Here is a 22,144-nt window from a genome sequence, read left to right as displayed (position 1 = left end):
GGCTGAAAGGATGGATCAGGCTGCGCGGCGCAGCGGCAGGGCCTTCTGGCCGGACTGGCGGTTCGGCAGCATGCCGTGGGCTGCCAGCGTTTCGTCCGCGCTGTCGTACCAGGTGCCGATGCGATAGATCTCGCGCGCTTCCTTGCCCGTGGCAATCTCGCGGCCCAGCTCGTGCGCCACGCGCACGCACTGCTCGATCTGCTGCACCGACGTCATGCGGTTGCCGTGCTGGTCGATGATCGTGTCCTCGATGCCGCAGCGCGGGTGCAGGCCCATTGCCATCGCCATCATGTTGAACGGCAGCACGTTCTTGAGCAGCGACTCGGCGGTCAGCGTGCAGCCGTCCGGCGCGCGATGGATGAAGTTGAAGAAGTTGAACGGGTTCGGGCCGTCAAAGCCACCGCCGATGCCGATCCACGTCAGGTTCAGCGGGCCCTTGTACACGCCGGCGCGCACCATGCGCTCAAGCGTTTCCAGGGCGTGGATGCCGGTCAGCTGGAAGTGCGGCTGGATACCGGCGTTCGACAGGCGGCGCAGGTGCTCTTCCACCCAGCCCGGGCCGGCCGGCACGGTCATCTCGCGGTACGCCTCGATGTACGCCGGGTTCGACAGCGACGTGCCGGCCAGGTACTCGGGGTACAGCAGTTCCATGATGTTCATCTGCGTGGTGTTGATCGCCACGGTGACCTGGTCGGGAGCCGGGGTCAGATCGGCCAGCATGTGGCGCGTATCGTCCGACAGCCACACGGCGGCCTGGCCTTCGTCTTCGGGTGCGAACGAGATCGAGCCGCCCACCTGGATGATCATGTCGGGCACCGCGGCGCGCACGCCGGCGATCAGTTCGTTGAACTTGGACAGGCGCTTCGAGCCCTTGCCGTCCAGTTCGCGCACGTGCAGGTGCAGCACGGTGGCGCCGGCGTTGTAGCAATCAACGGCCTTCTGGATCTGTTCTTCCATGGTGACCGGAATGTCTTCCGGGAAATCTTCGGGCATCCACTCCGGGCCGTACGGGGCCACGGTGATGACCACCTTGTCCATGTTTTCGGGGTGCAGGGAATCGTCGAGGAATTGCATGTTTTGTCTCCTGTGTAGAGTGCGTGCTTCGGTGATCGAAGTATCGGCTATCGGTGCGCCGCAATTTGACGATCGGGGACGCTCGATTTACATTTCGGGACAGTCAGGGAAAACGCGATGTCCTACTTTCTTCGCAGTGCGAGCCTTACCAACTACGTGGATGTGGCGCGGGCCGTGGGGCTCGATCCCCACCAGATGCTGCGTGCCGCACGTATCAGCCGCAACGTGTTGCTGGATCCCGACATCCGCATACCGGCAGCGCTGGTGGGCAAGCTGCTGGAGGCCTCGGCCAGCGCCGCGCAGGTCGACGATTTCGGCCTGCGCATGGCCGAACTGCGCCCATTTGCGAACCTGGGTCCGCTGGCCTTCGTGGTGCGCGAGGAACCCACGCTGCGCCGCGCGCTGGAGTCGATGGTCCGCTACATGGGCCTGCAGAACGAGGCGCTGGTCATGCGCGTGGAAGACGTCGACGATGTGGTGCTGATCCGCCTGCAACTGCTCAGCGATGCCCCGGGCAGCGTGCGCCAGGCTACCGAGCTGGCGGCTGGCGTGATGTTCCGCATGCTTACGCTGTTCCTGGGGCCGGCCTGGCGTCCGCGCAGCATCTGCTTTACGCACGCGGCGCCCGTTAGCCAGGCCGCCTGCATGCGCGTGTTCGGCATGCATGCCCTTTACGGGCAGGACTTCGACGGCATTGTCTGCGTGGCCAGGGACCTGGAAGCGCCTTTGCCGTCCTACGACCCCGTCATGGCGCAGCAGGTCAAGCTCTACCTGGGCACGCTGCTGGCGCAGTCGAACACCAGCATGACCGACAAGGTGCGCAAGCTCGTGCATGCGCTGCTGCCCAGCGGCATGTGCTCGGTCGACCGTGTGGCCCAGCAACTGGGCGTGGACCGGCGCACCGTGCATCGCTGGCTGGCCCAGGACGGCGCCACCTACTCGGACATCCTCAACGACGCACGGGCCAGCCTGGCCACGCGCTATATCGAGAACCGTGCGCGGCCGTTGTCCGAGGTGGCCACGCTGCTGGGCTTCTCGTCGCTGAGCGCGTTCTCGCGCTGGTTTGGCGCGCAGTACGGCTGCAGCGTGTCGAAGTGGCGGGCGCAGCAGGAACAGGCGGACGAGGCGCCGGCGCCATAAAAAAAAACGGCCACACCAGCGCGCACGCCGGAGTGGCCAAACGAAGCTCGACACGACCGGGCGGTGGGGTGCAGGAGTGCCCCGCCCGGCCATGCCGATCCCTACATGATCAGAACTTGTGGCGGATGCCGACGCTGACGCCGACCATGCTGCTCTGGCCGTTGCCCAGGATGTAGCTGTTGCCCGTGGCGCCGGTCGACGCCAGCTGGTTCGTGTTGGCGCCATCGAGCGTCAGGCCGGCATGCTTGGCGTAGGCCGTGCTCAGGTACAGGTCCGTGCGCTTCGAGAACGCGTAGTTGGCCACGAAGGCGACCTGCCAAGGATTCGGCGCGTTGGTACGGTTGAAGTAGTCGCGCTTGAGGTCGTCGTAGTCGTACTCGAGCGTCAGGCCGACGGCCGGCGTGACCTGGTAGTTCACACCAATCCAGTAGTAGTCGTCGCGCTGGATCTGGGCATTCGTGCCGTTGTTCTCGGCCTTGCCCCAGCGGTAGCCGCCCATGATCTTGGCGACCGCCCCGATCGTGTAGCTGGCCGCGACCGACGCCTTCTTCAGCGTGGCGGTGTTGCCCTGGTAGATGCCGGCGACGTTGTTGATCGACGGATTCCACTGGTCATAGGCAATGGCGGCGCCGAACGGGCCCGACGAGTACACGGCGGCCGCGCCGAAGGCGTTGTCGCGGCGGAAGGCACCCGGCACTTCGCCGTTGCCACCGAAGGCGATCGTGCCGGCCGGCAGGTTCGGCACGCCGGCGCCGAACGAGAAGTGCGCCAGGGCCGTCAGCGGGCCGAACGTGCCCGTGTAGGCCAGCACGTTGTCCTCGCGGAAGTTGTTGCCTGCCATCAGGGCTGCCGGCTCGTACTGCGTGGCGTAGGCCGTCGGCATGAAGTTGGCCATTGCCGCGAACAGCGACGTGTACTGGCGACCCAGCGTGATCTGGCCGAACGTCTGGTGCTGCAGGCCAACGAATGCCTGGCGACCAAACAGGCGGCTGCTCTGCTGCATCGTGCCGTTGTCGCCACTGAAGCCGCTTTCCAGCACGAACAGGCTCTTCAGGCCGTTGCCCAGGTCTTCAGTACCACGCAGACCCCAACGCGAGCCGGACAGGCCGCCAGAGTTCATGCGATATACGGTGTCGCCGGCGCCCGGATTCGGGGTAAAGCCTGCCGCGGAGTACGGGGCGACGTGGTTCGCGTATTCCACGCTTGCGTCGATCACGCCATACAGCGTGACGGTGGATTGCGCGAATGCGCTGCCAGTACAGGCGAACAAAGCGGCCGCGGCGGCCATGCCCTTGAGCTTCATGAAACAGTCTCCTTATTGACGTCTTGTGTAGTGGGGTTCCCGTCGGAATGGGTACTACGGTGCTGCGAAAATGTTGTTGTGTCGCGGCCGGGGCCGCCTTGCTGTGGTGCTTGTGGTCCCGCGGTTCAGTGCGCCAGCCGTGCCAGCAGCGCCATGGCTTGCGGCCACGGGCCGAAGCCGGCCGCGGGATTCAGGTGGCCGACGTGACCGAGGTCGACCAGTTCGCTGCCCCAGTCCTGCGCCATGGCGCCGGCACGCTCGTACGAGGCCAGCGGATCGTTGCGGCTGGCCGCCAGCAACGTCGGGAATGGCAACGCCTGGCGTGGCATCGGCAACCAGCCATGCTGGTCGAGCGTGGCCACTTCCGGATAGCCCTGCGGCATCGGCGTTTCCAGGTCGGCGGGCGTCGCCAGCAGCGCGCCAAGGACCTTGCCGGCCGGCACGCGATGGTGCAGGTGCCTGGCCCAGTGCACGGTAATCATCACGCCGGCGCTGTGGGCGCCCAGCACCACCGGCCCGTCGATGGCGGCGATGGCTTGGTCAAGGGCGACCATGCGTGCGGCGCAGCTGAGCTTGTCGTGTTCCAGGGGCTGCACGGACGCCACTTTCTGGCCCTGGGCCTCCAGTTCGGCTTGCAGCAGGGTCTGCCAGTGTTCGGCCACGTGGTCGCGCAGGCCGGGCACCAGCAGCACGGTGATATCGGGGGACAAAAACATCGTTGAATCGCTTGCGTGTTGGGAAATGCGCGGTCAGGCTGCGGCGCGATGTTGCGCCAGGCGTTGCAGGTCCGCGGTATAGGTGCGGCGGCCGATCAGGAAGCAGATCGCGGCGATCAGGCCGGCGACAGGCATCCACTGCAGGGCGCCCGCCAGACCGATGTGGTCAGCCATCAGGCCGGTAAAGAACGGTCCCGGTGCCAGGCCAAGCAGGTTGTTCACCAGGGTCAGCGTGGCGAACGCGCTGGCATGGATGCGGGGATCGGTCAGGTTGGCCACGGCGGCGCTGGCCGGGCCGGCGCTGCCGCCCGCCAGCATCATGCCGCCAGCGATCAGGACCAGTTGCGCGGTGCCCGCAGGCAGGTGGAAGGCAGAGCCAAGCAGTGCGAAGCAGAGCACGCTGTACGTGACGGCCATCAGCCATTTGCGGGCCGGGGCGTGGCGTGCCACGCGGTCCGTCAGTGCGCCGCACACGATCATGCCGGCACCACCCACCAGGACGAAGCCTGCGGCGCCCAGGCCGGCATGGGCGGTGGACAGGCCGTAGTAGCGGCCCAGGAAGCTGGGCATCCACGCCAGCAGCGAACCCATCACGAACAGCTGCAGGGCGCTGCCGACGTAGGCGCAGATAATCGATCGCGAGGCCACCAGGGCGCTGCACAGTGCGCGCAGCGGCATCGGACCGAGGCGCGGTTCCGCGGTGGCCTGTTCATTCAGCGCCAGGCGCTGGGCCTGCAGGCGTTCCTCGGTGACCAGCAGGCGGTAGAAGCCCACCATCACCAGGCCGAACAGGGCCATGCTGACAAACGCGAAGCGCCAGCCGAAGTGGGCCGAGATCACGCCGCCCAGCGCCATGCCGAGCACCGATCCGAACGCGCCGCCGGCGATGAATGCGGCACTGAGGCTGGCCCGCAAATGACGCGGAAAGACCGACAGCACCAGTGCGATGCCAACGCTGCCGTAGGCCGCCTCGCCGATGCCGACGAAGAGCCGTGCGACGAACATCTCGCCGAACGAATTGGCGATGGCGCAGCCCAGCGTGGCCAGGCTCCAGAGCGCGGCCATCAGCGTCAGGCTGCGCACGCGGCCCCAGCGGTCGGCCAGGATCGAAAGCGGCAGGGTGAGCACGCCCACCATGAGAGCCACCACACCGCCCAGCGCGCCAAGATTGGCGTCAGTGAGCGCCCATTCCGCCTTCAGCAGCGGAAACAGCGCGTTGAGTACCTGCCGCGACATGTAGTCGGACAGCAGCAGGCCAAAGCTCAGCGCAAAGACCAGCCAAGGGTAGTAGCGTGAAGCCCGGGCGCTCGGCGCGCCGGCAAAAACTTGAGGACGTGAAATACGAAGTCCCGACATGATGAACCGTCTCCTGATAGTCTCAGCCGCGCCCCGCACAATGCCGGGGGTCGGCTGGCTTGCCGCGGACTTGCCGCGACCCAGCGAAGTATCGGGGAATAACAGCCTACGGTTTGACTTATCGGGACATCCGTTTTGCTTGACGGGACAGTGCGGGAAAACCCGCTTCGGGTTGCTGCGTAGCCGCGGCGTGTCCGCCGCGCGTCCAGTTACTCGATCGTCACCTTGCCTTCCTTGACCAGCACGGCGAACTTCGATGTCTCGTCGTTGATGCGCTTGGCAAAGGCTTCAGGCGCACTTGCCATGGGCTCCGCCCCGGCCGCGACCATGCGCTGCTGGAAGTCCGGCGAGTTCACGATCTTCACGATTTCGGCGTTCAGCCGCGTCACGATTGGCTTGGGCGTGGCCGCCGGCGCCAGCACGCCGAACCAGGTGCCGATATCGAAACCCTTGAGGCCGGCTTCTTCCAGCGTCGGCACGTCAGGCAACACGCTCGAGCGTTTGGCCGTGGTGACGGCCAGCGCCTTGAGCTTGCCGGCCTTGATGTGCGGCAGCACGGTGGTCAGCGTGTCGAACGACATCGTCACCTGCCCACCCAGCAGGTCGGTGGTCAGCGGGCCGCTTCCCTTGTAGGGCACATGCAGCAACTGGGTGCCGGTGGCTGCCTGGAACTGCGTGCCGATCAGGTGCTGCGCGGTGCCGTTGCCGTTCGAGCCGTACGACAGTTCGGGCGACGCCTTCTTCGCCAGGGTCACCAGTTCGGCCACGTTCCTGGCGGGCGTCTTCGCGCCGTTGATGACCAGCACGTTGGGCACCATGGCCAGCGTCGACACCGGCGCCAGGTCCTTCTGGAAGCTGTACGGCAGCTTGCGGTAGACCGACGTGGCGATCGTGTGATGCACGGCACCCATCAGCAGCGTGTAGCCGTCGGGCTTGGCCTTGGCCACGTAGTCGGCACCCACCGTGGCGCCCGCGCCGGGCCGGTTCTCCACGATCACCGGCTGGCCGAGGTTCTTCGACAGCTGGTCGCCCAGCGCGCGGGCCAGGATGTCCGTGGTGCCGCCCGACGGGAAGGGCACCACCAGGCTGATCGGCTTGGCCGGCCATTCCTGCGCCATGGCCATCGACGCACTGCCAAGGCCGATGGCGCACAGCGACAGGCCGCAGACCTGCCGAATCGCCCGAAGGTTGAAGTTACGCAAGGTTGTCTCCTCTTCTTGTCGTGGTTGGGAAAATGCGGGTTCAGATCGATACCGAAAGCGCCTGGCGGCCCGCGAACGTGGCCGCGCAGCCCAGCTCGGCCTCGATGTAGAGCAGGCGGTTGTACTTGGCCACGCGGTCGGAGCGCGACAGCGAGCCGCTCTTGATCTGCGTGGCGGCGGTGCAGACGCTCAGGTCGGCAATGGTCGTGTCCTCGGTCTCGCCGGAGCGATGCGAGATCACCGACGCGTAGCCGGCGCGGTGGGCCATGTCGATGGCGGCGAGGGTCTCGGTCAGCGTGCCGATCTGGTTCGGCTTGATCAGGATGGCGTTGGCCACGCCGCAGTCGATCCCCTCCTTGAGGATCGCCGTGTTCGTGACGAAGAGGTCGTCGCCCACCAGCTGCACCTGCTTGCCCAGGCGTTCGGTCAGCAGCTTCCAGCCAGCCCAGTCGACTTCGGCCATGCCGTCCTCGATGGTGACGATCGGGTACTGCGAGACCCAGCCGGCCAGCAGGTCGACAAAGCCGGCGGCGTCATGGCGGCGGTTTTCCGACTGCAGCACGTAGCTGCCATCGCGGTAGAACTCCGAACTGGCCACGTCCAGGCCCAGCGCGATATCGCGCCCGGCGTAGAAGCCGGCGGCGTCGATAGCCTGCATGATGACTTCGAGCGCCTGCTCGTTCGACTTCAGGTCCGGCGCAAAGCCGCCTTCGTCGCCCACGGCCGTGGCGAATCCGCGCTGCCGGAGCAGCGACTTGAGCGTGTGGAACACTTCCGCGCCCCAGCGCACCGCCTCGGAGAACGATGGCGCACCCACGGGCAGGATCATGAATTCCTGCATGTCCACGCTGTTGTCCGCGTGCGCGCCGCCGTTAATGATGTTCATCATCGGCATGGGCAGGCGCAGGTCGCCGCTACCGTTGCCGGACCCGATGGAGCCTATGTACCGGTACAGCGGCACGCCCGCCGACGCAGCCGCCGCACGCGCCGTGGCCAGCGAGACGGCCAGCAGTGCGTTGGCGCCCAGGCGCGACTTGTCGGCCGTGCCGTCGAGCCGGATCAGGCACTGGTCGATTTCCGCCTGGTCTGCGGCAGGCATGCCGGCCAGCGTGCGGGCGATGTCGACGTTGATATGGCCCACGGCGCGGCGTACGCCCTTGCCGGCGTAGCGATGCGTGTCGCCGTCGCGCAGCTCGATGGCCTCGCGGGAGCCGGTGGACGCGCCCGACGGCGCTGCCGCGAACCCCTCGCTGCCATCGGCCAGCAGCACCTGTGCCGCCACGGTGGGATTGCCGCGCGAATCGAGAATCTCGTAGCCGCGCACTTCCTGAATCACTGACATGGGATGGCCCTCGTTACCCTGGTTGCCCTGCTTGCCGTTACTGGACCTGCGCAATGCGCAGCAGATTGGTGGTGCCGGCTACCGCGAACGGCAGGCCGGCTGAGATCACGATGGACTGGCCGCGCTCGCCGAAACGCTCCTTGAGCACGGTGCGGCTGGCCAGTTCGGTCATCTCCAGCACGTCGACCACTTCGTGGCACAGCACGGCATGGACGCCCCATGCCAGCGCCAGCCGGCGCGCCGTGGCCACGCGCGGCGTCATGCCGAGGATCGGCACCTCGGGGCGTTCGCGCGCCATGCGCAGCGCGGAGTAGCCCGAGCTGGTGTACGCCACAGTGGCCGGCACCTTGAGCAGCCCGGCCACGTGGCGCACCGCGTGGCCGATGGCGTCGGCGGCTTCGGCACGCGGCGGCGTGTGCGACGCCTGGATCGCGTCGTGATAGAGCGGGTCGGACTCGGTGCGCGTGATGATGCTGTCCATCATCTTCACGGCCTCCACCGGATAGCGGCCCGATGCCGATTCGGCCGACAGCATCACGGCGTCGGCACCGTCGTAGACAGCCGTGGCCACGTCGGAGGCCTCGGCGCGCGTGGGCACCGGTGCGGCAATCATCGATTCCAGCATCTGCGTGGCCACGATCACGGGCTTGCCGGCCTTGCGGCAGGCGCGCACGATCTGCTTCTGCAGCGACGGCACCTGTTCGGCCGGCATCTCCACGCCCAGATCGCCGCGCGCCACCATCACGGCGTCAGCCTCGGCAACGATGGCCTCCAGGCTCTGGATGGCGGCGGGCTTCTCCAGCTTGGCGACGATGCCGGCGCGGCCCTGCACGATGGCCTTGATCTCCTGGATGTCCTCGGCGCGCTGCACGAACGACAGGGCAATCCAGTCGACGCCCAGCGTCAGGCCGAAATCCAGGTCGCGACGGTCTTTCTCGGTCATCGCCGACAGCGGCAGCACCACGCCGGGCACATTGACGCCCTTGCGGTCGGACAGCGGCCCACCGTTGATGACCGTGGTTTCCGCGAACTCGGCGCCGCAGCGGTCTACGCGCAGGCGAATCTTGCCGTCGTCCAGCAGCAGCTCCGCGCCTTCGCGCAGCGCGGCGAAGATCTCGGGATGCGGCAGGCTGACGCGCGTGGCCGATCCCGGCGTATCGCGGTCCAGGTCCAGCCGGAACGATGCCTGCGCGGCCAGCACGATCGGGCCATCGGCAAACGTGCCGATGCGCAGCTTCGGGCCCTGCAGGTCCAGCAGCACGCCGATCGGACGGCCACGCTGCTGTTCGATGGCGCGGATGGTGTCCAGCCGCTGCCGGTGGTCATCATGGCTGCCGTGGCTGAAGTTCAGGCGGAAGACATCGGCGCCGGCCTCGAACAGGGCATCGATGATCTCGGGTGACGTGCTGGCGGGGCCCAGCGTGGCCACGATCTTCGCGTTGCGAAGGCGTCTCATGGGGTTGCTCCATCAGGGCGCGATCAGGATCGCGCGGAAGTCGTTGACGTTGGTGAGGGTGGGGCCGGTGATAACGGCATCGCCCAGTGCTGCAAAAAAGCCGTGTCCGTCGTTGTTGGCCAGCGCGTCCTGCGGGCGGATGCCAAGGGCCCACGCGCGCCGCAGCGTGTCGGGGCCGATGACGGCGCCGGCAATCTCTTCCTGGCCATCGACGCCATCGGTATCGCCGGCCAGTGCATGGATGCCGGCGTGGCCGCGCAGCGTCATGGCCAGCGCCAGCAGGAATTCGACGTTGCGGCCGCCGCGCCCGTTGCCGCGCACGGTGACGGTGGTCTCGCCGCCGGACAGCAGCACGCAGGGCGTGGGAAACAGCCGGTGGTCGGCCGCTTCGAGCGCGATGCCGCCGAGCACCAGGCCCACGTCGCGCGCCTCGCCTTCGATGGCATCGCCGAGCAGGTGAACGGACAGCCCCGCGTCGCGCGCTACCGCTGCGGCCGCTTCCAGTGCCATGCGCGGCGTGGCGATCAGCGTGGTGTCGATGCGTGGCAGGCGGGGGTCGCCGGGTTTGACGGCTTCGGCCGCCTCGGAGCCGAGCACGCGCAAGACATGCGCGGGCAGGTCCAGGCCGTAACGGCGGATGATCTCCAGTGCATCGTGCCGCGTGGTGGGGTCGGCCACCGTGGGCCCCGATGCAATGTCGATCGGATCGTCGCCCGGCACATCGGACAGCAGCAGGTTGCAGACGCGCGCCGGATGGCACGCCGCCGCCAGCCGGCCGCCCTTGATGGCCGACAGGTGACGGCGCACGCAGTTCATCTCGGTGATCGTGGCGCCGGATTTCAGCAGCGCGCGATTCACGGCCTGCTTGTCTTCGAGCGACACGCCAGCCAGCGGCAACGGCAGCAGCGACGATCCGCCACCCGAGATCAGGCTGACCACGAGGTCATCTTCGGTCAGCCCGGACACCAGTTCCAGCATGCGGCGCGCGGCGTCGTGCCCGGCGGTGTCGGGCACGGGATGTGCGGCTTCGACGATCTCTATGCGCTGGCAGGGCACCGCGTAGCCGTAGCGCGTGACCACCAGCCCTTCGAGCGGCCCCGGCCAGGCGGCCTCGAACGCCTGGGCCATCGCGGCGGATGCCTTGCCGGCGCCGATCACGATGGTGCGGCCTTTGGGCGATGTCGGCGGTTCGGGCAGGTGGCGGGCCAGCGTGAGCGACGGTTGCGCGGCGGCAATGGCGGCATCGAACATGCGGCGCAGCAGCGCGCTTGCCTGTGAGGTGTCCATGGCGATGTCGTCCTCTCAGTGCATGAGGCCGGCGTGGGCATCGGCGGCGCGGGTCAGGTGCGTGCCGATCGACGATGCGGACGCCGGCGCGGGTGTCGGGGTCGGATCGGCCAGCACTTCGGGGTCGTCCTGCAGCTTGCCGTCGAGCGCGTCGTTGAGCCGTTGCTGGTCGATGGCACCCACCCAGCGGGCGATGGCCAGCGTGCCCACGGCGTTGCCGATCGTGTTGGTGATGGCGCGGGCCTCGGACATGAAGCGGTCCACGCCGAGCAGCAGCACCATGCCGGCCACCGGAATCTTGCCCATCGATGCCAGGGTCGCCGCCAGCGTGATGAAGCCCGAGCCGGTCACGCCAGCGGACCCCTTCGACGTCAGCAGCAGCACGCCCAGCACCACAAGCTGGTCGGTCAGCGTCAGCGGGGTGTTGGTGGCCTGGGCGATGAAGATGGCGGCCATCGTGTAGTAGATGCACTGGCCGTCCGGGTTGAAGGTGAGGCCGGCCGGCACCACCAGGCCCACCACCGGCTTCGACACGCCTGCGTTCTCCAGCTTGCGCATCAACTGCGGCACCACCGATTCCGACGAGCTGGTGCCCAGCACCGTGAACAGTTCGTCGCGGATGTAGCGCAGGAACTTCCAGAGGCTGAAGCCCGATATCCGCGCCACGCCGCCCAGCACGATGACCACGAACAGCAGGCACGTGAGGTACATGGTGCCCATCAGCTTGCCCAGCGACACCACGGAACCCAGGCCGTACTTGCCCACCGTGAAGGCCATGGCGCCGAAGGCCGCCAGCGGCGCCAGGCGCATGATCATGCCGACCACCGAGAAAATGCCGTGCGTGAACGAATCCAGGAAGTCGACCACCGGCCGGGCGCGCGGCCCGATATGGGACAGCGCGATGCCGAACAGCGTGGCAAAGACCAGGATCTGGAGGATGTCGTTGCGGGCCAGCGAATCGATCACGCTGGTGGGCACCATGTTCATCAGGAAGTCGATGAACGAGTGCGGTTGTTCGGCCGCGTGGGTGTAGGTGGCGATGGCCTTGGCGTCGAGGTGCGCCGGGTCGACGTTCATGCCCGCACCCGGCTGCACCACGTTCACGACGATCAGGCCGAGGGCCAGCGCAAACGTGGACAGCACCTCGAAGTAGAGCAGGGCGCGCACGCCGACGCGGCCCAGTTCCTTCATGTTCTCCATGCGCGCGATGCCCAGCACCACGGTGGCGAAGATGATCGGCGCAAAGACCATCTTGATGAGCTTGATGAATACGTCGCCGAATGGCTTGAGGCTGCTGCCGAAGTCGGGGTAGAACACGCCGAGTGCGATGCCGGCCGATACGCCGAGCAGAACCTGCACATACAGCTTGCCCAATAGCCTTTGAATCATGGCTGTCTCCTGCTGATTCGAGGTAAGTCGCCTGCGGTCGGGGCTCTGGTGGCCGTTGTCTGGGACCGCAAGGTTTGGGGGCGCGGGTTCCCCTCTCCCGCGTGCGGGGGAGGAGTTAGGGGAGAGGGCAGGCCTCTCGGGATGCTACGGTGGCCGTTGAGCGGCCACACCCCTTTCCCCCGGCGCCTCTCCCGCGAGCGGGAGAGGGGAGTCGGCCTATCAGGCGGCCTTGGCCTGCTTGCCGGCGACCAGGAAATCGCACACGGCCTTGGTAACGTCGACGGTCTTCGCCTTGCCGCCCAGGTCGCCCGTATGCAGGGCCGGGTTGGCCGTGACGGCCTCGATGGCGGCCATCACGCGCTGCGCGGCTTCGTTCTCGCCAAGGTGTTCCAGCAGCATGACCACCGACCAGAACGTGCCCACCGGGTTGGCCAGACCCTTGCCCATGATGTCGAACGCGGAGCCGTGAATCGGCTCGAACATCGACGGGTAGCGGCGTTCGGGGTCGATATTGCCGGTGGGGGCGATGCCCAGGCTGCCGGCCAGCGCGGCGGCCAGGTCGCTCAGGATGTCGGCGTGCAGGTTGGTGGCGACGATGGTGTCCAGCGTCTTCGGGCGGTTCACCATGCGCGCGGTGGCGGCGTCGACCAGTTCCTTGTCCCAGGTGACATCGGGGAAGTCCTTGGCTACCTGCACGGCCACCTCGTCCCACATCACCATGGCATGGCGCTGGGCGTTGGACTTGGTGATGACGGTCAGCAGCTTGCGGGGGCGCGATTGCGCCAGCTTGAAGGCGAAGCGCAGGATGCGCTCCACGCCCACGCGGGTCATCATCGACACATCGGTGGCGGCCTCGATCGGATGGCCCTGGTGGACGCGGCCGCCCACGCCCGAGTATTCGCCTTCGGAGTTCTCGCGCACGATGACCCAGTTGAGGTCTTCGGGGGCGCAGCGCTTCAGCGGGCCGTCGATGCCGGGCAGGATGCGCGTCGGGCGCACATTGGCGTACTGGTCGAAGCCCTGGCAGATCTTCAGGCGCAGGCCCCAGAGGGTGATGTGGTCGGGAATCTGGTTGTCGCCGGCCGAGCCGAACAGGATGGCGTCCTTGTCGCGCAGCGCGTCGAGGCCGTCGGCGGGCATCATCACGCCGTGCTGGCGGTAGTAGTCGCCGCCCCAGTCGAAGTTCTCGAACTCGAAGCGGAAGCTGGCGCCGGCGGCGGCCAGGGCTTCCATGATTTCGCGCCCGGCGGGCACCACTTCCTTGCCAATGCCGTCGCCCGGGATGGTTGCGATCTTGTAGGTCTTCATGGTTCGTCTCCTGTCTGGTCTGGGAATCTGCTTCACCGCTGCCTTGAGCGTTGGACGCATTCTGGACGGTGGACGAAGTTTTGGATCGGCACTAAAGTTAAACCATTCTTAACTCACAGGTTAAAGGTGCAGGATGGCATCCAACAGCGCGATCCAGCCGTCGGAACTGGGCTTCTTCACGACGCTGGCCACGGCCGGCAGCCTCAGTGCGGCGGCGCGGGATCTGGGCATCACCACGGCAGCGGTCAGCAAGCGGCTGGGGCAGATGGAAACGCGCATCGGCACGCCGCTGGTCACGCGCACCACGCGGCGCATGAGCCTGACGCCGGAGGGCGAGGTGCTGCTTGAACATGCGCGCCGCATCCTGGGCGAACTGGACGATCTGGAGCAACTGCTGACCAGCGCCCGGGGCCGGCCCAGCGGCCTGCTGCGTGTCAATGCCACGCTGGGCTTTGGGCGCATGCATGTGGCGCCGGTGATCTCCGAATACAGCCGCATGTACCCGGACGTGGATGTGCAACTGCAGCTTTCGGCCGATCCGCCGCCGCTGAGCGAGGACGCTTTCGATGTCTGCGTGCGATTTGGCGAACCGCCCGATGCGCGGATCGTGGCGCGGCTGCTGGCACCGAACCGCCGGCTGCTATGCGCGTCGCCGCGCTATCTGCGCGAACACGGCACGCCGCAGACGCCGGGCGAGCTGCCGCGCCACAACTGCATCGGCATCCGGCAGGGCAGCGATGCCTACGGGGTGTGGCGGCTGGCGCCGGTCAAGGGGGCGAAGGCGCGGACGGAATCGGTCCACGTGCGGGGCAACCTGACGACCAATGACGGCGAGATCGCCGTGAACTGGGCGTTGGAAGGGCACGGCATCGTGCTGCGCGCCGAGTGGGATGTCGAACGTTACCTGCGCAGCGGCAGGCTGGTGCAGGTGCTGCCGCAGTACGTGACGCCCGAAGCCAACATCTACGCCGTGTACCAGCAGCGGCACCAGTTGTCGTCGCGCATCCGGCTGTTCGTGGATTTCCTGGCGAAGAAGTTCAGCGCCTTCGGCCGCGACGCCGGCTAGGGGGCGCAGGCGGCTGCGTGGTGGATCTGAGCGTCGGCCTCGTGGGTCCACAGGGCGAAGGCGTCGAACACCCGGTCCACCAGTGCCAAGCAGTGCTGCCGCTGCGGGTCTGACAGCGCGACGGCAGCCAGCGCCCGATGGTCGGCGTGCTGGGCATGGCCGGATTCGAGCGCGAGGTGAAAGGCGCCCAGGTAGCGCAGTTCGGCGCCCAGTCGCGCCTGGAGCGCGTTGGCCAGCGGCGTCGTAAGCGAGAACAACACATTGCCCGTTTCCTCGATGGCTTCGATCACAGCCAGTCGTTCCGGGCCGTGGGCATCGGCCACGATGGCGCACAAGTCGTACATCAGCACGCGGCTGCGGCTGGTGTCGTCGCTCCAGAGCTCGCGCAAGGCGTCGGTCGTGGTGGTGACACGATCCCAGCCGAGCGTCTCGAAATCCTCCAGATACCACGGCCAGTGATGGTCGTCCTCGAAGGTGTGGAGATTGACCTGTTCCTGCCATGCGTCGCGCGGCGGATCCCTGCGCAGCACATGGCGGTTGAGGTCGCCAAAGGCCATGACGAAGAAGGCGAAGCCGCGCATGAAGCTGAGCCGGACCTGCGGGGGCAGGCTTTCGTCGCGCATATGCACGAAGAGCGGCAGGTCCGCGTACGCCAGCTTTCTGCGCAGGATGTGGGCAAGCACGGCTTTCATCGGTAATTCTCCGCGCAGTGATTGTGGGTGGTCTTGCAACAAGGCCGGAACGGTATCGCGCTGGATTCTATGAAACGGGCGCCCAAAGTTCAATTGAGGCCTGATGCACTGCAAAGCCACTGTCTGCGCAGGGGCTGACGGGTGGCGCCCCTCTCTCGCTGACGCGGGCGAGGGGCGCAGAGGGGCGCAGAGGGGAAACCGCGATCAGCGACGCGCGGTGATGGCCAGCGCGCCCAGCGCCACAAGCGCCAGTCCGCTGCCTGCCGCCACCACGCCCTGCCATCCCGCATGCGTGTACAGCGTGCTGGCGATGGCCGAGCCCACCGCACCGCCGGCGAAGATCGCGGTCATGTACAGCGCGTTCAGGCGGGCGCGGCTATGGGCGTCGAGCGCGTAGACCGCGCGCTGGCCCAGCACCATGTTCATCTGTACCGCGAAGTCGAGCACGATGCCGGTCAGCGCCAGGCCATACAGGCCGGCATGGCCATGGATCAGGCCGGGGATGAACGCCAGCGCGGCGACGATCATGGCGGCGAACGATGCCACGCGGGTGTGGCCGGCATCGGCCAGGCGGCCGGCAATGGGTGCGGCCACGGCGCCGAGCGCGCCCACCAGTGCGAACAGGCCGATCTGCGATTGCGACAGTCCGTAGCGCGCGGCCAGTTCCAGCGGCGCGGCGGTCCAGAACAGGCTGAACGCGGCAAACAGCAGGCCTTGCAGCAGCGCGCGTTGGCGCAGCACCGCGAAGCGCGTGAACAGGTGCCACAGCGAGGCCAGCAGGCTGCCATAGCTGGCGCGGTGCTGCGGCACGCGGCGCGGCAGCGTCATCGCGATGATGGCCACGGTGGCCAGCGTCATGGCAGCTGCGATGAAGAACACCGCGCGCCAGCCGAACCACTGCGCCGCCATGCTCGACAACGGCCGCGACAGCAGGATGCCCGACAGCAGGCCGCCCATGATGGTGCCCACGGTACGGCCACGCAGCGCTTCGGGCGCCAGGTGCGCCGCCAGCGGAATCAGGATCTGCACGCTGACCGAGCTTAGGCCCAGCAGCAGCGATACCAGCAGGAACACGCCGGGTTGCGACGACAGTGCCGCACCCACCAGGCTGGCCGCCGCGGCCACGCCGCTGACCATCAGCAGCCGGCGGTTTTCAAGCAGGTCGGCCAGCGGCACCAGGAAGAACAGGCCGATGGCATAGCCGATCTGGGTCAGCGACACGATCACGCTGGCGCTCTGCGTGGACAGGCCCACGGCAGGGGCAATCAGCTCGATGATCGGCTGGGCGTAGTACAGGTTGGCCACCAGCACGCCAGCGCACAGCGAGAACAGTGCGACCAGCGTGCCGGACATGGGTGCGGCGCTGGAAGCGCCGGCGTTGGGAGAAGTTTGGGCTTGCATGGCTCTGGAAGTGGAGATCGGGTTGCGATGTCCAGAGCGTAGGCGCCCGAAGGCGTTGCGGGAATCACAATGTGGCGCAACGCAGCGTTGCACCCCGCGCAAAGCGGGCCAAAGTGAAATCAGTCGCGCTGGCCCGTCGGGCCGGGCAGCGAGGCCAGGAAATCCAGAAAGGCGGCGATGCGGCGCGAGCCGCGCTGGTTCGGCAGGTAAAGCGCAGTGACGACCGAATTGGACTGGTTCGGCGTGACGGACCAGTCGTCGAACAGCACCCTCAGCCGGCCAGCCGCGATATCGGCATCGACGAGCCAGTCCGGCAGCAGGGCCACGCCGCCACCGGCCAGCGCCATGTCGCGCAGCACCTCGATATTGTTGCTGCGGAAGGGCCCGTTGATGGGGACACTGACCGGCTCGCTGGCAACGCCGTTGTCGCCGCCATCGGCGTGGAACCGCCAGACCTGGTCACGGGTTGCGAAGCTGAAGCGCAGGCAGCGATGGTTCACCAGGTCGGCCGGCTCGGCGGGCGTACCGTGCCGGTCCAGATAGGCGGGGCTGGCGACCACCAGGCGGCGAAAGCGGCCGATCTCGCGCGCGATCACGTTGTCGTAGGCCGCCGCGCTGCCAAGCCGCACGGAAATATCCACGCGGGCGCCCAGCAGGTCGACGATGCTGTCGGTCAGTTCGACATCGAGTTCAAGCTGCGGATAGCGCGCCAGCCACGCGCCCAGATGGGGCGAAATGCAGCAGCGCCCAAACGCGACCGGCAGCGATACCCGTAGTTGCCCCACCGGCAGTTCGCCGTGATCGGCAATCGAGGCATCGGCTTCGGCCACGGCTTCGAGGATCTGGCGGGCGTGTTGGTAGTAGCTGGCACCGGCCTCTGTCACCGTAACCTTCCGCGTGGAACGGTTGAGCAGCACGGTGCCCAGCGATGCCTCCAGGCCGTCCAGCGTGCGCGTGACCGACGACGTGGCCAGGTTCATGCGTCGCGCGGCGGCGGAAAAGCCCTTCGCATCAACGATCTCGACATACATCTTCAGGGCGAGCAGCTTGTCCATGGGCGGGCGGGGCGGGCGGGTCAGCCCTTGCTGAAGATGCTGTAGAAGTCGGGCGCGCCGGTTTCGCGCACGGTCAGGGCGGTGCACCTGAAAGACCTGGCGCGGCTGGCGCCCGTCACCTCGCACAGCCGCTCTTCCACGAGCTTGGTGCCGGCCAGCAGCCGATGCTCCATGATCGCGTGCAGCAGATCCTGGTAGATGCCTTCGTTGACGGATGACTCGGCGGCTTCGGATGCCGCGGGTTCGCCGCGATCCTGCGTGGCAGGCAGCTCGGAGTCCGCGGATTTTGTGCGTCGGGTTGCCATGTCGGGCGCGATATCCCGCTGCCGGGGCAACGAGTGAATACAAAAGTTACGCATATCGTACACAAGAATGGCAACGCACCGGGGCGGTGGCACCAGGCCGGTGCCCGCGGGTTACGCGTTCAGGGCGTCATGCGACCGCATCCCGGCTAGAGCGTCCTGCCTGACAGTTGCGCCAGCGGCAATTGCACGCGAAACATCGATCCCTTGCCCAGACCGTCGCTGTGGGCGGTCACGCTGCCGTTGTGCATCAGCACCAGGTTCTTGACCATCCACAGCCCCAGGCCCAGCCCCGGCGCGCGATTGGCATGTTCGCGGTGCGCCTGCTCGAACCGCTCGAAGATGCGCTCCAGCGCTTCGGGCGCGATGCCCGCGCCGGAATCCCGCACGGACAGTACGACGTCGACACCGTCCGACGCGACGGCCAGTTCCACGGTGCCGCGCTCCGCGAACTTCAGCGCATTGGTCAGCAGGTTCAGCACCACCTGCTTGAGCCGGTGTTCATCGGCCATCACCATGCAGGGCAGGGCTGGCGCCACGATCAGCGTCACGTTGCGTGACTCTGCATCGAGGCGCAGATCCTCGGCCACCATGGCGGCCACTGCCGCCATGTCGAGCAGACGCAGGTCCACCGACAGCTTGCCGGTGGCAATGGCGCCGCTGTCGAGCAGGTCGTCCACCATGCGGGCCAGTTGGCGGGTATTGCGTTCGATGACTTCGGCGGCCCGCCGCACGTGGGCCGGGTCGGTGCCGCGCTCCAGCAAGGTGGTCCACCACAGGATGGCGTGCAGCGGCGACCGCAGTTCGTGGCTGACCGCCGCCACGAAATGGTCCATGGCGCGCGCACCGCGCTCGCTGATTTCGCGGGCGCGCTGTTCTTCCTGTGCCACCGCCTGGTAGTGCAGCTCCGAAGCCTTGCGCGCGGTGATATCGATCGTAAAGCCTATCAGCGACTGGGCCGAGCCGTCCTCGAGGTAATGCGCGGTGCCGCGCGACATCAGCCAGCGCATCGTGCCGTCCTGCCAGACCACGCGGTACTCCACCTCGAAATGGTCACGGCTGGCGATGGCGTGTGCCATCGCGGCGCGCACCGCGTCACGGTCGTCGACGTGCATCAGTTCGCCGAACACCCGTGCCTCGTCGATGGTGTCGTCGGGCTGCAGCCCCATGTTGGCCTTGCACTGGTCGGTGCAGGCCATGAATCCGGTGGCCACGTCGAGTTCCCACGCGCCGACCTTGGCGAACGACAGCAGTTCTTCCAGTTGCTTGCGGTGCGTTTGCAGCGCCGCGTTGGCTTCTTCCACCAGCATCTGGCGCAGCTGCGCCTGCGAACGCAGCTTGTCGTGCTCGCGGCGGGTCTGCTCGGTCCTGACGATCTGTTCGGTCACGTCCATGACCTGCAGCACGAATGCCGCTTCCGATGCACCGGCCAGGCGTGACGCCCTGGCCTGCCAGTAGCGCTCGGTATTGCCATGGCCGGCGGGGTGGCCGTCGTAGCGGATCGGTGGCGACAGGCGCGACTCGCCTTCCGCCAGGTTGTCGAGCGTAACGGTCAGCCACTCGCGGCGCGCCACCATCTGCGATTCGGACAGCGAAGGATTGATGTCGAAGACCGATTTACCCATCACGTCGCCGCGCGTGCGGCCGGCCATGGCCAGATAGCGCGTGTTGGCCGCGACCACCTCGAAGGCTGCATTGAGTACCAGGTACGACTCGGGCAGGGCGTCGAACAACGCTGCGATATCAAGCAGGCGTTCCTCGGGGCGCTGTTGTTCGGCGGCGTCTGGCATGGTGGTCTCGCGCCTTTATCGCGTACCGGAATCGGTGAACGCGGCAGCGCGGGCGTGCTGCGCCAATGTGACGGCGCGCAGGAAAGCCAGCACGTCGCGGAAAAGGGGCGATGGGGCGGGGGAAGTCGATGGGGTCGAGTGTTCAGTCACGCCGGGGATGATCTGAGAGTCCCGAAAGTCATGCCAGCGCATCGGGCCTGGCGGAGGCATGGGCGATGCGCAGGAATGCGAGCCCACATGGTACAGGAAGTCCCCTGGCACACGGCTTCTGCGGCGTTTGGCGCATTTCCTCGCCGGGGCGCAATAAAAAAGGGCGCAACCCGCGTGGGTGCGCCCTTTTTCCTGTCGGCTCATGCCTATCGGAAGATGTCAGACATCCTATCAATGTCCGGACTTCCAGACAGGCAGGTGCGGGCTTCAGGCAGCCGCTTTCACTGCCTGGCGGGCGATCAGCTTCCAGTGGCCGCTCTGCTTTTGCCACACTTGCAGCACCTTGAGCAGCACCGTGCCCTGCTTGCCGCTGTCCAGGGTCTCACCGGACAGCGTGTGGCGGATCACCGCGACATCGCCGGACACGTGCACCGACTGGTCCGTGATGCTGATGCTGACAAAGTCCGACTTCTTGTCGAGCAGATCGCCAATGAAGCTGGTCTTTGTGTCGATGCGGCCGCCGGAGTGGCCGTAGCTCAGCGATTCGGCCACCAGGCCCGACAGCGTTGCCTGGTCCGGATCGACCATGGCCACGCGCAGCTTTTCGGCGGCGGAGGTGACGGCCTGGTTGTCGGCCGATTGCGCCAGCACCGGCGATGCGGCAATGCCAAGCACGATGGCAGCGCCCAGCGCCGCGGTGAATTTACGCATGATGTCTCCCGATTGTTCTGAACTGCCTGGGTGTCGATAAGGGCAACCGATGCGATTCACGCTCGCCATCAGTTGTAAGTCATCGTATCACAGCAATCGGGGCCGCAACATCGGGGTTGCGGCCGGGAGACATCGGGTCAGCCCTCCTTGCCATCCAGCCGCGGGCGAGCCAGGAATGGGGTGTACTTGATCAGATACAGGACCAGCGACAGTACCCACAAGGCGCCGGCCAGGGCAATGGCCTGGGGCTTCAGGTCCGGCAGCGAAAGCGGGCCGGCCACCCGTACCACGGCGGCCAGCGCCATGCACAGATAGGCCAGATGCTCCATGCGGCCCGTTTCGAGCCGGCGGCCCGTATGGCCGAGCGCGGTACGGGTGACCATCGCGATGATGGCGCAGCCGATCACGCCGACAGTCAGTGCATGCAGGGCTGTGGATCGGTCAAGCCAGCCGGCCGCTGCCACGGCGATCAGGACGAAACCGATCGGCAGGAACGCATAGGCCACGTGCAGGATGCTGACAATGGGTTTGCGCAGCGTGCGATGCGGATCCCAGCCGTACAGCCGCACGCCATGTGCGACGGCCGCGCCCAGCGCCAGTACGCCGGTCAGCCAGGCGGGCGCCTGCAGCGCGGCGGCGACGGTGGCCAGCAGGGTCAGCGCGATCACGCAGCGTTCCACCGGCTGCCAGCGGCGAATGCGCACGCCGGGAATGGCGTTGGCGGTGAACATCGGAATCACGCGCCCGCCGATCACGGTCACGAAGATGGCCACCAGCCCGGTGGCGGCTTCGGCCGCATGCAGCGCCCAGTCGATGCGACCGGTCTGCACGGCGGCATGAAAGCCGATATTGAGTGCCCCCATGATGCCGAGCGCGATGGCCAGGCCATAGTTTCGCTGGCTCTTGGCCCGGCGCAGGATGGTGTAGAAGCTCAGGCTGCACAGGGGGAGAAAGGCGACATCGGCCGCAATGGCCGCCCAGGCCGGCCCGGTCCACATCAGCACGCGGGCCAGCACCCACACGCCGGCCAGGGCGCCCAGCCAGGCCCCCTGCGGCGTTTGCAGGCCCGTCCAGTTCTTGCCGGCCGTAAACAGAAAGCCCACCACGACGGCGGCCGAAAAGCCGAACACCATCTCGTGAGCGTGCCACGCCATGCTGCCCAGCCAGGGTTGCGTGGCTGGCATCCACCAGCCCAGATACATCGCCACCCACGCGGCCATGGCCATGGCGCCGAATGCCGCGGCCAGCAGGTAGAAGGGACGGAAACCGAGCGCCAGGATAGGCAGGCCGCGATAGGTCGGCGTGCGCGAAGGTGGGGAGATCTGCAGCAGGACGGACATGATGAGGAGCGCGAAGGCGTGGAGAACGTGCGGTGTGACGGAATCGATTCTAGGAAAGATGCAT

The 22,144-nt window shown here is 67.0% G+C and carries 19 protein-coding genes; 2 read left to right on the top strand and 17 right to left on the bottom strand.

All coding sequences use genetic code 11. The features are described 5' to 3' along the window. Positions 1-15 precede the first annotated feature (15 nt). On the bottom strand, positions 16-1,074 hold the full coding sequence (locus tag CYJ10_RS10010) for a BKACE family enzyme (RefSeq protein WP_101681334.1): 1,059 nt from the start codon (positions 1,072-1,074) through the stop codon (positions 16-18). Between the two features lie 117 nt (positions 1,075-1,191). Here CYJ10_RS10010 and CYJ10_RS10005 point away from each other — a divergent pair, with 117 nt between their 5' ends. Further along, the gene (locus tag CYJ10_RS10005; protein ID WP_101681333.1) at positions 1,192-2,214 is read left to right on the top strand and encodes an AraC family transcriptional regulator; all 1,023 of its coding nucleotides are present in this window, start codon (positions 1,192-1,194) and stop codon (positions 2,212-2,214) included. Between the two features lie 109 nt (positions 2,215-2,323). Here CYJ10_RS10005 and CYJ10_RS10000 read toward each other — a convergent pair whose 3' ends face one another. The 9 genes from CYJ10_RS10000 to CYJ10_RS09960 all read right to left on the bottom strand — a co-directional run bounded on the left by CYJ10_RS10000 (position 2,324) and on the right by CYJ10_RS09960 (position 13,573). Continuing rightward, on the bottom strand, positions 2,324-3,517 hold the full coding sequence (locus CYJ10_RS10000) for a porin (RefSeq protein ID WP_101681332.1): 1,194 nt from the start codon (positions 3,515-3,517) through the stop codon (positions 2,324-2,326). A 125-nt stretch (positions 3,518-3,642) separates the two neighbouring features. After that, positions 3,643-4,233 (bottom strand): RBBP9/YdeN family alpha/beta hydrolase, encoded by a 591-nt coding sequence (locus tag CYJ10_RS09995; protein ID WP_101681331.1) that lies wholly within the window; start codon positions 4,231-4,233, stop codon positions 3,643-3,645. Positions 4,234-4,266: 33 nt separating this feature from the next. Beyond that, positions 4,267-5,589 carry an MFS transporter gene (locus tag CYJ10_RS09990; protein ID WP_101681330.1) on the bottom strand — a complete coding sequence of 441 codons (1,323 nt, stop codon included), beginning with the start codon at positions 5,587-5,589 and terminating at the stop codon, positions 4,267-4,269. Between the two features lie 209 nt (positions 5,590-5,798). Further along, complete coding sequence (locus CYJ10_RS09985) at positions 5,799-6,767, bottom strand: tripartite tricarboxylate transporter substrate binding protein (RefSeq protein ID WP_374703255.1); 969 nt, start codon at positions 6,765-6,767, stop codon at positions 5,799-5,801. A 64-nt stretch (positions 6,768-6,831) separates the two neighbouring features. Next, the gene (gene eno, locus CYJ10_RS09980) at positions 6,832-8,133 is read right to left on the bottom strand and encodes a phosphopyruvate hydratase (protein WP_101681329.1); all 1,302 of its coding nucleotides are present in this window, start codon (positions 8,131-8,133) and stop codon (positions 6,832-6,834) included. 37 nt (positions 8,134-8,170) lie between these two features. Continuing rightward, positions 8,171-9,589: a pyruvate kinase gene (gene pyk, locus CYJ10_RS09975; protein WP_101681328.1), complete on the bottom strand. Its 1,419-nt coding sequence runs from the start codon at positions 9,587-9,589 to the stop codon at positions 8,171-8,173. A gap of 12 nt (positions 9,590-9,601) precedes the next feature. Beyond that, positions 9,602-10,876 (bottom strand): glycerate kinase type-2 family protein, encoded by a 1,275-nt coding sequence (locus CYJ10_RS09970; RefSeq protein ID WP_257993213.1) that lies wholly within the window; start codon positions 10,874-10,876, stop codon positions 9,602-9,604. 15 nt (positions 10,877-10,891) lie between these two features. Next, the gene (locus tag CYJ10_RS09965) at positions 10,892-12,265 is read right to left on the bottom strand and encodes a dicarboxylate/amino acid:cation symporter (protein ID WP_101681327.1); all 1,374 of its coding nucleotides are present in this window, start codon (positions 12,263-12,265) and stop codon (positions 10,892-10,894) included. 219 nt (positions 12,266-12,484) lie between these two features. Next, positions 12,485-13,573, bottom strand: coding sequence for a tartrate dehydrogenase (locus tag CYJ10_RS09960; RefSeq protein ID WP_101681326.1), 1,089 nt, complete (start codon positions 13,571-13,573; stop codon positions 12,485-12,487). Between the two features lie 133 nt (positions 13,574-13,706). Between CYJ10_RS09960 and CYJ10_RS09955 the strand changes: the two genes are divergently transcribed. Further along, complete coding sequence (locus tag CYJ10_RS09955) at positions 13,707-14,639, top strand: LysR family transcriptional regulator (RefSeq protein WP_101681325.1); 933 nt, start codon at positions 13,707-13,709, stop codon at positions 14,637-14,639. On the opposite strand, the gene CYJ10_RS09950 is transcribed toward CYJ10_RS09955, so the two are convergent. The 7 genes from CYJ10_RS09950 to CYJ10_RS09920 form a co-directional block, all read right to left on the bottom strand. Continuing rightward, a complete protein-coding gene (locus tag CYJ10_RS09950) occupies positions 14,636-15,331 on the bottom strand; it encodes a hypothetical protein (protein ID WP_101681324.1) in 696 nt (231 codons plus the stop codon). The genes CYJ10_RS09955 and CYJ10_RS09950 overlap by 4 nt on opposite strands. A gap of 204 nt (positions 15,332-15,535) precedes the next feature. After that, complete coding sequence (locus CYJ10_RS09945; RefSeq protein WP_219621436.1) at positions 15,536-16,732, bottom strand: MFS transporter; 1,197 nt, start codon at positions 16,730-16,732, stop codon at positions 15,536-15,538. A gap of 119 nt (positions 16,733-16,851) precedes the next feature. Further along, entirely contained in the window at positions 16,852-17,787 is a 936-nt protein-coding gene (locus CYJ10_RS09940) for a LysR family transcriptional regulator (RefSeq protein ID WP_101681322.1), read from the bottom strand. Between the two features lie 20 nt (positions 17,788-17,807). Further along, positions 17,808-18,092, bottom strand: a complete 285-nt coding sequence (locus tag CYJ10_RS34615; RefSeq protein ID WP_257993212.1) for a hypothetical protein — start codon at positions 18,090-18,092, stop codon at positions 17,808-17,810. Positions 18,093-18,238: 146 nt separating this feature from the next. After that, a complete protein-coding gene (locus CYJ10_RS09930; RefSeq protein ID WP_101681321.1) occupies positions 18,239-19,879 on the bottom strand; it encodes a sensor histidine kinase in 1,641 nt (546 codons plus the stop codon). Positions 19,880-20,296: 417 nt separating this feature from the next. Then, positions 20,297-20,740: a nuclear transport factor 2 family protein gene (locus CYJ10_RS09925; RefSeq protein WP_101681320.1), complete on the bottom strand. Its 444-nt coding sequence runs from the start codon at positions 20,738-20,740 to the stop codon at positions 20,297-20,299. Positions 20,741-20,877: 137 nt separating this feature from the next. Next, the gene (locus CYJ10_RS09920; RefSeq protein WP_101681319.1) at positions 20,878-22,080 is read right to left on the bottom strand and encodes an NnrS family protein; all 1,203 of its coding nucleotides are present in this window, start codon (positions 22,078-22,080) and stop codon (positions 20,878-20,880) included. Between the last annotated feature and the right edge of the window lie 64 nt (positions 22,081-22,144).

Origin of the sequence: Cupriavidus pauculus (genome assembly GCF_002858765.1) — a bacterium.
GTDB lineage: Bacteria > Pseudomonadota > Gammaproteobacteria > Burkholderiales > Burkholderiaceae > Cupriavidus > Cupriavidus pauculus_B.
Note: the sequence above shows the minus strand (reverse complement) of the source record. Positions and strands in the feature narration are given on the sequence as shown.